The sequence below is a fragment of the Pseudarthrobacter sp. NS4 genome (assembly GCF_024758005.1).
Classification (GTDB): domain Bacteria; phylum Actinomycetota; class Actinomycetes; order Actinomycetales; family Micrococcaceae; genus Arthrobacter.
In genome coordinates, this window is sequence record NZ_CP103288.1 from 2,340,569 (window position 1) to 2,352,993 (window position 12,425).

The 12,425-nt window shown below is 63.9% G+C and carries 16 protein-coding genes; 7 read left to right on the top strand and 9 right to left on the bottom strand.

Translation table 11 applies throughout. The features are described 5' to 3' along the window. Positions 1–79: 79 nt before the first annotated feature. A complete protein-coding gene (locus NXY83_RS10995) occupies positions 80–3,568 on the bottom strand; it encodes a DNA polymerase III subunit alpha (RefSeq protein ID WP_258802281.1) in 3,489 nt (1,162 codons plus the stop codon). Beyond that, positions 3,565–3,903, bottom strand: a complete 339-nt coding sequence (locus NXY83_RS11000) for a hypothetical protein (RefSeq protein WP_258802282.1) — start codon at positions 3,901–3,903, stop codon at positions 3,565–3,567. Before NXY83_RS11000 ends, NXY83_RS10995 begins: the two co-directional genes overlap by 4 nt. Positions 3,904–4,288: 385 nt before the next feature. Between NXY83_RS11000 and NXY83_RS11005 the strand changes: the two genes are divergently transcribed. After that, positions 4,289–4,678 (top strand): hypothetical protein, encoded by a 390-nt coding sequence (locus NXY83_RS11005; protein WP_258802283.1) that lies wholly within the window; start codon positions 4,289–4,291, stop codon positions 4,676–4,678. Between the two features lie 33 nt (positions 4,679–4,711). Here the strand turns inward: NXY83_RS11005 and NXY83_RS11010 are convergent, their stop codons facing one another. Further along, positions 4,712–5,032 (bottom strand): chorismate mutase, encoded by a 321-nt coding sequence (locus NXY83_RS11010; RefSeq protein ID WP_258802284.1) that lies wholly within the window; start codon positions 5,030–5,032, stop codon positions 4,712–4,714. 19 nt (positions 5,033–5,051) lie between these two features. Between NXY83_RS11010 and NXY83_RS11015 the strand changes: the two genes are divergently transcribed. After that, a complete protein-coding gene (locus tag NXY83_RS11015; RefSeq protein ID WP_258802285.1) occupies positions 5,052–5,474 on the top strand; it encodes a VOC family protein in 423 nt (140 codons plus the stop codon). A 39-nt stretch (positions 5,475–5,513) separates the two neighbouring features. On the opposite strand, the gene NXY83_RS11020 is transcribed toward NXY83_RS11015, so the two are convergent. Then, positions 5,514–6,257 (bottom strand): SOS response-associated peptidase, encoded by a 744-nt coding sequence (locus tag NXY83_RS11020; RefSeq protein ID WP_258806171.1) that lies wholly within the window; start codon positions 6,255–6,257, stop codon positions 5,514–5,516. Between the two features lie 147 nt (positions 6,258–6,404). Between NXY83_RS11020 and NXY83_RS11025 the strand changes: the two genes are divergently transcribed. Continuing rightward, entirely contained in the window at positions 6,405–6,662 is a 258-nt protein-coding gene (locus tag NXY83_RS11025; RefSeq protein WP_141941622.1) for a mycoredoxin, read from the top strand. A gap of 37 nt (positions 6,663–6,699) precedes the next feature. On the opposite strand, the gene NXY83_RS11030 is transcribed toward NXY83_RS11025, so the two are convergent. Continuing rightward, on the bottom strand, positions 6,700–7,449 hold the full coding sequence (locus tag NXY83_RS11030; protein WP_258806173.1) for a lipoate--protein ligase family protein: 750 nt from the start codon (positions 7,447–7,449) through the stop codon (positions 6,700–6,702). A gap of 16 nt (positions 7,450–7,465) precedes the next feature. On the opposite strand from NXY83_RS11030, the gene NXY83_RS11035 reads away from it, so the two are divergent. Further along, on the top strand, positions 7,466–7,858 hold the full coding sequence (locus NXY83_RS11035) for a DUF2177 family protein (protein WP_258802286.1): 393 nt from the start codon (positions 7,466–7,468) through the stop codon (positions 7,856–7,858). A 40-nt stretch (positions 7,859–7,898) separates the two neighbouring features. On the opposite strand, the gene NXY83_RS11040 is transcribed toward NXY83_RS11035, so the two are convergent. Continuing rightward, positions 7,899–8,702 (bottom strand): thioesterase family protein, encoded by an 804-nt coding sequence (locus NXY83_RS11040; protein WP_258802287.1) that lies wholly within the window; start codon positions 8,700–8,702, stop codon positions 7,899–7,901. Positions 8,703–8,861: 159 nt separating this feature from the next. Between NXY83_RS11040 and NXY83_RS11045 the strand changes: the two genes are divergently transcribed. Then, positions 8,862–9,539 carry an endonuclease/exonuclease/phosphatase family protein gene (locus tag NXY83_RS11045; RefSeq protein WP_258802288.1) on the top strand — a complete coding sequence of 226 codons (678 nt, stop codon included), beginning with the start codon at positions 8,862–8,864 and terminating at the stop codon, positions 9,537–9,539. Here the strand turns inward: NXY83_RS11045 and NXY83_RS11050 are convergent. Both NXY83_RS11050 and NXY83_RS11055 read right to left on the bottom strand, forming a co-directional pair. Then, positions 9,536–10,039, bottom strand: coding sequence for an NUDIX domain-containing protein (locus NXY83_RS11050; protein WP_258802289.1), 504 nt, complete (start codon positions 10,037–10,039; stop codon positions 9,536–9,538). The genes NXY83_RS11045 and NXY83_RS11050 overlap by 4 nt on opposite strands. A 48-nt stretch (positions 10,040–10,087) precedes the next feature. Continuing rightward, positions 10,088–10,279: a DUF1918 domain-containing protein gene (locus tag NXY83_RS11055; protein ID WP_258802290.1), complete on the bottom strand. Its 192-nt coding sequence runs from the start codon at positions 10,277–10,279 to the stop codon at positions 10,088–10,090. A 74-nt stretch (positions 10,280–10,353) separates the two neighbouring features. Here NXY83_RS11055 and NXY83_RS11060 point away from each other — a divergent pair, with 74 nt between their 5' ends. Next, positions 10,354–10,860 (top strand): metallophosphoesterase family protein, encoded by a 507-nt coding sequence (locus NXY83_RS11060; RefSeq protein WP_258802291.1) that lies wholly within the window; start codon positions 10,354–10,356, stop codon positions 10,858–10,860. A 169-nt stretch (positions 10,861–11,029) separates the two neighbouring features. Then, positions 11,030–11,923 carry a glucose 1-dehydrogenase gene (locus tag NXY83_RS11065; RefSeq protein WP_258802292.1) on the top strand — a complete coding sequence of 298 codons (894 nt, stop codon included), beginning with the start codon at positions 11,030–11,032 and terminating at the stop codon, positions 11,921–11,923. Positions 11,924–11,926: 3 nt separating this feature from the next. On the opposite strand, the gene NXY83_RS11070 is transcribed toward NXY83_RS11065, so the two are convergent. Beyond that, complete coding sequence (locus tag NXY83_RS11070; RefSeq protein ID WP_258802293.1) at positions 11,927–12,370, bottom strand: DUF1810 domain-containing protein; 444 nt, start codon at positions 12,368–12,370, stop codon at positions 11,927–11,929. Between the last annotated feature and the right edge of the window lie 55 nt (positions 12,371–12,425).

Here is a 12,425-nt window from a genome sequence, read left to right on the forward strand (position 1 = left end):
TGGCGTACGGGGACCACAGCCAGCCATCGTCAATGCTATCGGTTCAGCGATGGGCCGACCAACGCGGCGCACGGCAGGCTCAGCCGTTAAATCCCGTGATGGCGAGGCTTCTGTTGATTCCATCCAGGGGGTGTGGCACATCCGGCCCCTGCCCGGTTGGCTCCGGAAACGGCAGGGTTTCGGTCCTGCTAAGGTCCCAGGCCATGCTGGCACTCAAGCTGATCCCACGAGGACCTGTCCGCCGGGTGGTGCCGCGAATCAGCAGCAGCCGGGTACCGAACAGGAGCATGCCGGCCTTTTCCTGCGCTTCATGGAAGAAGACCGAATCGATACAGCCGGTGCCGTCATCGATGCTGATGAACACCACCCTCCTGCCGCCCCGCATGGGGGGTGTTTGAGTGGCAACACGCACTCCTGCCACCAGCACCTCCGTGCCGTTGCGCAGGCCGAGAAGTTTGTCTGCCGTGGTGACCCCCAGCCTGTCCAGCATGGGCCGGTGGCTGTCCATCAGATGGGTGCTGACATCAACTGCCATCAGGTCAAGCTCAGCCCGGACGTTGTCCACCAGAGTAGGTTCAGGCAGCCCGGGGGTGACGTTGCGCAGTTCAACATCACCCAGCGGGAGGGACAGTTGCCCCTCGAGCACTTCCACTCCCTTCCTGCTGGCTCCGGATGTGGAGAGTTTCTGCAGATGGTGCACCAGGTCGGCCCGGTTTGCCGTGCCCCCTGCTTCCCGGTGCAGCGAATCAAAGGCACCCAGCTGAGCCAGCCGTTTGATGCTCGGTTTACTGATCCTTGACCGTGCCCGAAGGTCAGCAAGGGAGTCATAGGGCTGGCCCGCGACGATCCTTTTCAGTTCTGTTGCCGAAAGCCCGTATATCCCGTTGAGGCTCAGGCGGATTCCCAGCTTTCCGGTCTCTGGCCCGGACTGTACCCGCTCAACCCGGTATTCAGCCTTGCTCAGGTTGATGTCCAGCGGAAGGATCGGAATGCCGAGCCTTCGAGCCTCCGCCACCAGCAGCCGCTTGGGGTACATGCCGGGATCATGCTCCCACAACCCGGCAAGGAACGCCTCGGGATGGTGCGTTTTCAGCCAGGCTGACTGATAGGTGGGTACAGCGAAGGCAGCACCGTGTGCTTTGCAGAAGCCAAAGCTGCCGAAAGCCTTCAAGGTTCCCCAGACGTTATCCACCACCTCCGGTGAATAGCCTTGCTTCCGGGCGGCTTTGCGGAAAAACGCCTCCACCTCTGGCTCCAGCGCTTCGTTTCCCAGGGCGCGGCGGAATTCGTCAGCACGTGCCAGGCCGCATTTCGTCATGACATGGAAGGTCTTGAGGATCTGTTCATGGAAGACGGTGACCCCGTGGGTTTCTGCCAGGACCGGTTTCAGGTCCGGGTGGGGATAGACCTCGGGGGCGAATCCATGCCGGTGTTCCAGGAAGGGCCGCACCATGTCCGATTTCATGGGTCCGGGGCGGAACAGTGAGATGTCGATGATGAGGTCGTTGAACTCCCGCGGAGCCATCTTTCCGATCAGTTCACGCTGGCCCGGGGATTCGATCTGGAAGCATCCGAGGGTGTGCGTGCTCCTGATGAGTTCAAAGGTTGGCTCATCATCAAGGGGTACGGCATTGAGGTCGATACGGCCGTTGTCCGCAATGTAATCCGGCCCAGAACCATCCTGGCCGGGAGGATGGTTACCGGCCGCCACCACTTCCTCCTTCGAGGGATGGATCCGGATGATCTCCCGGACCGCGAAAGCCATTGCGCTTTGCATCCGGACACCCAGGACATCGAGCTTGAGCATGCCCATGGGATCCATATCATGCTTATCGAACTGGCTCATGGGCAGCCCGAGTCCGCTGGGCTGGACAGGGGTACGGTCCAGCAGGGTGGCATCGCCCAGGATCACCCCGCACGGGTGCATGGAAATATGGCGGGGCAGACGGTCCAGGCGTTCGGTCAGGTCAACCAGCAGGTCCAGTTGCTGGTTACCGTCAGCATCGCGGCGCTCCACCCTTCCGGCAAACTCGCGCAGTTCAGGTTTCTCCTGCAACGCCTCACGGAATTTGCGGGCCGAAAAGCGCCACAATTGCTTGGCGATCTCCCCTACCTCGCCATCGTCCATCCCCAGCGCCATGCCGGCGTCCCGGACGGCACCCCTTGCCCGGTAGCCGTTCTGCATGCTCATCAGCGTGACCCGTTCAGCACCGAACCGCTCGAAGATCCGCCGGTAGACGTTGTGGCGCTCAGCGCTTTCGACGTCGATGTCTATGTCCGGCAAAGTGGCGCGGTCCCGGGAAAGGAAGCGTTCAAAGATCAGGTCATGCTGGAGCGGGTTCACCTGGCTGACATCAATGAGGTAGTTCACCAGGCTGGAAGCCCCTGATCCGCGGGCAGCAGCACGGACACCCATCTCCTGGATCATCCGTGACACTTCCGCGACCGTCAGGAAGTAGGAGGAAAAGCCCAGGTTGTGGATGATGCCCAGTTCATGGTCAAGCCGGGAGAGCATGGTCCTCTCGGCCGCCCCGTGGATTCCCGGGAACCGCCTGCCGATTCCGGATTGGCATCGCTGGACAAGCTCAATGTGCGGATCCTGGCTTATTCCAATCACTGAAGCCTCAGGCACCACCGGCTGCTTCCACCCCATGTCTATGACGGGATCAATCCTGCAGAGATCCGCGAGCGCCTCGGTTTGCGCCATCAACTGTTTGAGGTCTGCGGCACCGTAGCCGGCAGCAGAAATAATTTCCCTGGCAAGCCGGAGCATCTGGTCATGCGTTTTCAGCCATCCCTGGCCGTTGGGCTGAAGCAACGGCTCGGCGGCAAGTTCCGGGAGCGATTTCAATGTGCGTGCCGAGTCCAGGACATCAGCTGTGGGGGCACCGTCCGCAGCGCAGTACCGGACTGCATTGGTCAGGATTGCCGGTACGTGATGTTCCTCTGCGAGCCGAAGCATGCGGATGGCGTGCGCGGTGCTCAGCGGTGAGCCCGGGGCACTCAACTGGGAGACGATCTCGGTCACCACTGTCCCTCCGGGCATGGCATCCAGCCATTGCTTGAACAGTGTCCTCGGACGGAGGAAGCGCCGGCCCCCCATTGCCCTGCCAACATCGGAATCCGGGCCTATCAGGACCGTCAGCACCGGCTTTAAGGTGTGGGGGTCAAGGGTGCGGGAGGCAAGCTCTGCCCTGGTGACAGCAACCGGTACTGATCCCCCGGATTTTCCTGTGGTCCTGGCATGGGCGTCGGAAATCAGCCGGCATAAAGCACGGTACCCGGCACCGTTGTTGTGCCCGCGGGCAAGCACCACCACCCTGCCCGCCACCTGGGTGCGGTGATCGCCGTCGTCGTCAAGGACTGCAAGATCCACCCCGACAATGGGATCCAACCCGGCTGCCATGCATGCCTTGAGGTGCTTGATGGTTCCGTACAGGCCGTCGCGGTCTGTACAGGCGAGCGCCGTGGCGCCGTCTGCCGCGGCAGCCTGTGCCAGTTCTTCCGGCCAGGAGACGCCATAGTGCGCACTGAAGGCCGTGGAGACGTGAAGGTGGGTAAAGCTCATGCTGTTCGGGGTTTAATCGCGTCATGGATCCGCAGAAGCCGCCAGCGGCCGCTTCGGAGATGCAGGGAGAGGTCGAGGGTGAGCGGTTCCTCCCGCTGCTGGTCCTTGCCGCTCGGGTTGCTGGCCGGAAGGACCTGGACGCGCCAGATTTCATGGTCCACCACCCCGGGGCCGCTCCCCAGCGGTGCCCGGCTTTCTTCGGCCCACCATTGACGCCTTTCATACCAGCGGACGGGTTCAGCACATACAGAGTAGGAACATCCTGCCCAGGTAAGGCTCACTGGCTGGCCCTCAGGTGCGCATACGACATCAACGGATTCGCTGAACATGCCCATGGGCGCCTCCCGGTGGAACTGGCCTTATTCGAATATGTGTTCGAACAGTTCAAGTCTACGCCCGGCGGCGGACAAAGCATATTCCCAACTACTGCAGGACAAGATGGGCTTCTGAAAGGCCAGTGTCGGTTTTTCTGGTGCTTACTGCGGCTTATTGGCCAGCGTCACTACCTTGGCCAGCATCACCAACGGGCAGGGGAATAATGCGCACTGAGGCCCCGGTGCACCCGCAATGCAAGCTTTGGGTGGCAGCGGGAGCATCGTTCCGGGGAGGAATGCTGCGTTGTTAAACCTGGCAGCCCGACACTAAAAGCATCTCCGGCCGCCCGTGTTTTCCTCAGCACAGGGGGTGGACGGACCGAACGGCAGGGAGCAGGATGGTGCCATGAGCACCCAGGACGCACTCCTCAAGCAGGTAAGCATCAAGGCCGAGGACTCCATCCTCGTGGCCACATTCGAGGTCGACGGCGACATTCCCGGTTCCGGCGCCTATGTGGTGGGACTGGTGGCGGCCAGCCCGGACTATTCCTCGCAGCGACGGCTTGGCATTGAATTCATGAACGGGCATCCCATCGCTTTCTACTCGTTCAACCACGAGCAGAGTACGGAAGAGAACTATGACCTCTCGGGAGTGACCCACTCAGCCAATTCCATCACCGGCAACTTTCCCCTCGCGGCCATCAACGGGCTCGACAAGGCGCATGTCATGACAGCCTTCAGCGAAGCGGACGGCCGGGAGTTCCAGTCGGGCGTCCCCGTGGAGGAATCGCTTTAGACGGGCTTCCGACCGGCGGACTGTACCCGGTTGTCAGCCGTTCCCTTTGTGGACCCGCATCTCGAGCTCGATAAAGCCGGAGATCATGGCGCGGTACGTGGATTCCACGATGTCCGGGTCGATGTCTTTCTTCTCGGCCGCCGAACGGACGTGTTCGATGATCCGCTCCACCCGCCCTGGGGCGCGGACTTCAGCGTCGTCGCCCTTCAGGGTTCCGGCGATGCGGATCAGCCGTTCGCGGCGGGCGATGAGGGTGACAATCTGGTCATCCACTTCGTCAACAGCAATCCGGACGGCAGCGAGCTGTTCCTTGTCGGCCAAAGCATCTCTATCGTTTCCTTGAATTGTCGCCATCGTCTGACAGTATCGAAGCATGCAGCCCCGAGTCGACTTCTTCTCATTAGGTGTCCGCAGCGTTCCGGCGTCCCGGGCGTTCTATGCTGACGGCCTCGGATGGCCGGTCCACAAAGAGGTGCCCGGCGAAGTGGTGTTCATCCAGGTGAACCACGGCCTGGTGCTGTCCCTGTGGGACGCCAGGCAGATGCAGGCCGAGGCGGGCGTCAGCGCTCCAGGCCCGGTCCCCTGCATCACGCTCAGCCACAACCTCGCCAGTCCGGAGGAAGTGGACCGGGTTATGGCGGAGGCCGCGGCAGCAGGCGCCGCCGTCATCGCCGAGCCGGTGACGCAGCCCTGGGGCGGTTACAGCGGCTACTTCGCCGATCCCGACGGATTCCGCTGGGAAGTGGCATACAACCCGGGCTGGGCAGTGGACGACGACGGCACGGTCACCGTATAGCTCCACGTCAACTGCCAACAGGGGTTAGAACAACGGGGGCTAGAACAGCGCCTCCACCGGCCGGATCAGTTCCGGCCCGTTGTTGCGCACGTTGCCCACCTCTTTGCCTACCGACTCCACGCGCCAGTCCGCTGCCACATCCTTGACCCCGGAGCGCACCAGGTCCACCAGCCCTGCGGCGTCGTCCACGTCGGGATCGAGCCAGGCCTGCATGGTTGCCTTGTCCATGGGCAGGGGAACCCGGTCATGCAGCGCCGTCAGCTTCCCGAACACGGTCGATTCACTGCCCGCGGGCGGCGTATCCGTGGTCAGGATCGATGTGGACAGCAACCATTGGCCCGGCTCTCCGGCAGGGACGGACGGATCCTTCCACCATTCATAGAGGCCGGCGAAAACCAGCCCCCGGTTCTCTCCGGGGTGCACGTAGTAGGGCTGCTTCGATTTGCCGGGGCCCTGCTTCCATTCGTAGTAGCCGTCGGCCGGCACCGCGCAGCGCCGTGACTGGATGGCCTTCCTGAATGCGGGCTTCTCCAGTACCGATTCACTCCTGGCGTTGATCATCCGTGACCCGATGCCGGGATCCTTTGCCCAGGACGGGACCAGGCCCCAGCGTGCCACGTGCAGCTGCCGTACCCGCTGCTGTTCAGTGCTGTCATCGATCAGCCGTTCCAGGACAATGGGGACGGCATCCGTGGGCGCCACATTCCACGAGGGCGGAATGTTCACCTCGTCCTCCAGTTCGGCGTCGAACTCTGCCAGGAGGTCCCCCACGGCACGTGCCATCACATAGCGTCCACACATGGCTCCAGCATGCCATCGGCGCCACATACTGTCATCCGGGCCGCACCGGGACCGCCGGGGGAAGGGAATACAGGCCGGCGCGTTACCGTTGACACGAACGAAACCAACATCGACGCAGAGGAGAATCCTGTGGACTTCACTCCCGAATCCGGCACCATCACCATGTTTTCCACCACCTGGTGCGGCTACTGCAACCGGCTGAAGAAGCAGCTGGACGCGCAGGGCATCGGCTACACCGAGATCAACATCGAGGAAGTGGACGGCACGGCCGAACTCGTGGAGCAGCTGAACGGCGGCAACCGCACCGTTCCCACCGTCCTGTTCCCCGACGGTACTGCCGCCACCAACCCCTCCGCGGCGGAGGTCAAGTCGCGTCTGGCAGCGTAACCCCCGACGGCCGCAAGGCCGGTCAAACCGGTGCGGGTCATGCCCCCAAACTGCTGAATGCAGCAGTTTTCAGGGTGGCATGGCCCGCATACGTTTGCAGCACCGCGTCCGCCACGGCCTCCACATCCAGTCCTGGCACGAGGTCGTTGACGGCGCCGGCGGTGGCAGGGTCCCAGTCCAGCCCCAGGGCTGCGTAGCTGTCGGTCAGGACTTTCCGGATGGACGCCGAGTTCTCCACGACGATCACCGAACTGAACAGCCACCCGCCGGCCACCACCCGCTGCGCCGTACCCACGAGTTTCACCCGGTGGGAAGTGTCGGCCGGGTCGGTGCCGTGGACGCTGAACTCGCCCGGGCAATATTCACCGGGTATTTCCCCGACTGCCGCCTTTACCCCTGCGGTCCGCAGTGCCTGGGCAAACAGTTCCCCGAAGTAGCCGAACCGGGTTTTGGAGCCTGCAATGGCGTCCGGGTCCGGCTCGATGTGGTCCACCACCAGGGTCCCCTCGTGATACGCGGCGGCCCGTCCGCCTGCTCTACGGACCAGGGGTTCGAAGCCATTGTCCCTGCATGCCTGGGCGGCTGCTTCGAATCCCGGCAGGCGGGTATCACGCTGGCCGAAGGCGACGGTTGGGGCGGGCCGGTAGAGCCGCAGCGTAGGGCCGATCCCGCCCGCCTTTGCCCTGGCCAGGAGCTCCAGGCCGAATTCCAGGTCCCGTCCTGCTCCCAGCGAGTCTTCCTGCCGCACCACTGTCAGCGTGCGGGCTCCCGGACCGGCGTCGTGCATGTTGCTAGGCTCCCCTATGGTCATCTTGCAATTCCTTGTTGTTGCCGCCGCATTCGCAGTGATTGACGCCATCTGGCTCAAACTGATGAACCCGTTTTACCGCAGCCACATTGGCGACCTGCTGGCGGACAAGCCTCACCTAGGTTACGCCGTGGCCTTCTATGTCATTTACATCGCCGGCATCGTGTTTTTTGCCCTCCGCCCCGCGCTCGACGGCGGCAGTTGGCTCACAGCCGCGGGTTACGGAGCGGCACTGGGCGCCTTCGCCTATGCCACCTACGACCTGACCAACGCGGCCACCCTGAAGGTGTGGCCGCTGCAGCTGATTGTGGTGGATATGCTGTGGGGCGCAGCGCTTACGGGCTTGTCCACCCTGGCCGGCTGGCTGGTGTTCAACGGCCGGGCGTGAATGGCGGAACGTTGGAAGAACTGCCCGGATGGGCAGCGCGTCAGGTCCTGCGGAGTGTAAGGATCTGTTCGGCCCGTCCGAACGGGCCCTGCCGGTCGTGCAGGACCGTTGACGTCAGTCCGATGCCGTCCCGGCCAAAGGACACTGCGTTGTCCAGCCCCAGCCACTCCCCCTCCGGGCGGCGGTACATGTGGATCTGCAGGTCCAGGTTGGGGAAGGCGTAGCTGTCCTTGCCGGGCGGCACCCGCGCGGCGATGCCGTTGGCGGTGTCCACAAGGCCCATCAGCCGGGCCAGGTCACTGCTGTCGTTTTGATCCGTCAACGGGTGCTGGGTGCGGAGCCAGACCTTGCCGGCGCCCGGCCGGTGTCCTTCCGCCGCCCGCATCTCCAATGACCTGATGTAACCGCCGGGCCACACGGCGGATCCGTCGTAGGGCTTGCAGTCGTCGGGCCCGGGAATTGCTGCATCCTCGATGGCTGCCACAGCAGAGGTGTCGCTGGTGACCATCCGCCAGGCTGTGGCACGGATGGCGGTCCGGCCGCCGGCCACCAGCTCGGCCTGCAGCAGTTCAATGGTCCTTCCAGGCCGCAGGGTGGAGGTTTCGATCTGGAATTCGCCGCCGGGGATCAGCCCCAGGATCTCGTAGCTGAGCCGGGCCATCCGCATGTCCTCCCGCGGCTGGTACCGTTCCAGGGCGTCGGCCAACAGGCCGGCGGCAGGTGCCATGTGCTGCTCGTGGACGTTCCAGGCACCCTGCGCATGGATGGTGGAGCGGAAGCAGCCGCCGCCCAGGTTTTGGTAGTAGGCGTTGCCTTCCGCCAGTTCAGGAAGCTCTTCAGTCAACGGGTGACCTTTCGCGGATCTCAGTGAATTGGCACTAACTCTATCCGTTGGCCCCGGAACGTCCGCCAGCGGGTCGCAATGAAATGTTTGAACTTGCGGGAAGGCAGCGGACTAGACTCAGGAACTGGTCCTGTCAGCAACCCTCGGAAGAGGTGTTCCATGCGCGTCATCAGTTACAACCTCCGCAAGCACAAGGCGAGCGGCGAACTCCTCGCCCTGGCGCGGAACCATGACGTCGATGCGCTGTGCCTCCAGGAAGTGGATTCCAGCGACCTTCCCGAGACTCTGGGTCCCCTGCACCTGGCCGACGCCACCAAAGGCAACCGGCTGGGCCTGGCCATCTACTACCGCACCAGCCGCTTCACCGCACTGGACACGCAGTCCTTTGCGCTGAAGAAGTCGATGCACGACAGGTTGCTGGCGCCGGCCCACGAGCGGCTGATCGGGACGCGGGTCATCGACAATGACACCCAGCACGAACTGGTGATCGGGTCGTTCCACGCCGCACCGCTTACCGCGTCCAATTCGCTGCGGCGGAAGCAGATCCACGCTGCCCACGCCGAGCTCCTCAGCATGGGCAAGGGGCTGATGACCCTGATGGTCGGCGACTTCAACTACCCGTTTTTCACCAAGAACCTCGATGTCCACATGAAGAACTCGGGCTATGCCCTTTCCCTCAGCAACCGCCGTACCTACACCCGCTACAAGGTGTTCAAGGGCCACTTTGACTTTGCCACGTCGCTGGGCCTGGATATCCAAAGCGTGGAGACGCTTCCCCGCGGGAACTCCGACCACCTTCCCATCCTGGTCAACGCCGAGTACGGCCCGGATTACTAGGAAGCCAGCCGTTCCCGCAGCGCCGGCCAGGCGGCTGCGAAGCCGGGGTGCAGCTCCCTGGTGTCCACATCGGGCAGCGGAACCCACAGCAGTTCGATGCTCTCCGGATCGCTGATGACCGGTTCAAAAGGCTCCCTTACCAGCACCACAACCGTGGTGTAGGACCAATAGCCAAAATCCAGCACGGTAGTGAAGAGGACCTCGACGCTCTCCGGCGGCACTGCCGCTTCCTCGTTGGCTTCGCGGAGGGCGCCGGTGACGGCTTCTTCACCTTCATGGAGCGCCCCGCCCGGCAGGCCCCAGGTCCCGCCATTATCGCTCCAGACTGCGCGGTGCTGCAGAAGCACGCCCTTGGACGGATCGTACGCAAGCACGCCGGCGGCTCCGAACCGGCCCCAGTAACGGCCGCGCTCCCCGTCCACCCAGGCGTCGCCGGGGTCCCGGGGACCGGTGCGGACGGGCGGGGTGGAGGACGCTGCGGAAGCCAGTGAATGATCCATCAATCCAGTCTGACAGGTGCGCCAGGCCCAGCCCAGCTCCGCCTGCGGTCAGCTGCCGCGCCCGCGTTCGACGGCGAAATCGCCGCCGGGATACATGATGGTTTCGTGCCCGTCGTCAAAGCGGACCAGATAGGGCGGTGTCCCGCCCTGGCCACGCACTTCCAGGATCACCCCGTGACGGTCCGTGGAACCGACAGTCCTCCCGTGGACGATGATGCGGTCGCCCTGCGCTGCCTCCATGGCAATCACCTCCCAGCCCCCAGATTACGCGGCCGCGGCGGGCCGGAACAGGCCCTGTGTGGAAGGATTTCCTTATGCCGTTGAACCTCCTCCTGGTTGCCGATACCCACGTTCCCAAGCGGGCCAGGGACCTTCCAGCCCAGGTATGGTCCGCCGTCGAACGCGCTGATGTTGTCTTCCACGCCGGCGACTGGGTGGAGGCAGCCTTGCTGGACCGGTTCGAGCAGCGAAGCCGCGCCCTGGTGGGCGTCTACGGGAACAACGACGGGCCGGATCTCCGCAGCCGCCTCCCCGAAACGGCTCACGTCACCCTGGAGGGCGTCCGTTTTGCCATGGTGCACGAGACCGGGCAGGCAAAGGGGCGGGAGCTGCGCTGCGAGGCGATTTACCCGGAAGCCGATGTCCTGGTCTTCGGGCACAGCCACATCCCTTGGGACACAACGTCCCCTGGGGGCCTGAGGCTCCTGAACCCCGGCTCCCCCACCGACCGGAGGCGGCAGCCGGCCTGCACGTACATCACGGCAAGTGTCGACGACGGTCGGCTGACGGAGGTGCGCCTGGTGGAAGTCCAGCGGGGATAGCAGTCGGTGGAAGGCGGGGCTGCTTGGCACGTGCATGCCGCATTGCCTAGGCTAGGAACGGTAAGCATGCTTAGCTTTATGGCATGAGCCATTGCTGCGGCTTCACCGGACTGAGTTTTCCGGCTTGGTACCGGCCCGTGTTCCAGCCCTATCCATCAGGAGGACCACCATGACAGACCAGTACACCTTCCGTAACCCCGTCACTGCCTACGAGCACATCTCTCCCCCTGAGCAGCACCAGCCCGAGCCCGGCCTGGACGCAGACCTGACGCCCAAGGCGGATCTCGGCGAGGAGACCTATCGCGGCACCGGCCGGCTGGAGGGCCGGAAGGCAATCGTCACCGGGGCTGACTCCGGAATCGGTGCAGCGGCTGCCATCGCCTTCGCACGGGAGGGGGCCGACGTCGTGCTGTCCTACCTGCCGCAGGAGGAAGAGGACGCAGCCCGGATTGCCGGAATTATCGAAGCCGCAGGCCGCAAGGCCGTCAAGGTTCCCGGCGACCTCAAGGACCCCGCAGTCTGCCGTGACCTGGTGGACACCGCAGTGGCCGTCCTCGGCGGCGTGGACATCCTGGTCAACAATGCAGGCAAGCAGGTGGCCCAGGAGGAACTCACCGCCATCAGCGACGAGCAGTTCGACCACACGCTGAAGACCAATGTGTATGCGATGTTCTGGTTGACCAAAGCCGCACTCCCGCATATGCCGGCGGGCTCCACGATCATCAACACGACGTCAGTCCAGGCCTACAACCCGTCACCGACGCTCGTGGACTACGCCACCACCAAGGGCAGCATCAACAACTTCACCAAAGGCCTGGCGCAGCAGCTCGCGCCCAAGGGAATCCGGGTCAACGCCGTCGCGCCCGGCCCCATCTGGACGCCGTTGCAGGTCAGCAGCGGCCAGCCCAAGGAGGAACTGCCGGAGTTCGGGCAGTCCACTCCCCTGGGCCGTGCAGGCCAACCCGCGGAGCTTGCCCCCGCATACGTGTTCCTGGCTTCGCCCGAGTCCAGCTATGTGGTGGGTGAGACCCTGAACGTCAACGGCGGCAGCCCGACGCCGTAGCGGCTACGCTCCGTCCTGTTCGGCCAGCAGCGCGTCGGTGGCTTCGTCCGGCTCGCCGTCAAAGAACTGTGCCAGGACTGTTTTGAACACGGTTTCGCCGGGCGCGGCGCGGAGGAAAAGGGTCATGGACGACTGCAATTTGCGGGCGTCGATGCCGCCCAGGATATCCTCCGCGGAGCGCCCGGCATGGGTGGTGAGTGCCTGGGCGCACTCGAGCAGGCGCGGGCCCAGAACGTCGTGCTCAAGGTACGCGCGCGCTTCATCCAGGGAGCTGATCGCGTATTTGCGGGACGTGGCACTGTGTCCCAGGCCTGCGATCTGCGGAAAGATAAACCACATCCAGTGGCCGGCCTTGTTGCCGAGCTGCAGTTCGGCAAGGGCCTGCCCGTATGTCCCGCCGCTGTCCTGTGCCGACACGAATCGTTCGAGGTCATGGGGCTCGTTCATGTTGTCTCCTTTTCGGGGGTACTTGCATTTATCGCGGCGACCGGATGCGGCTCCT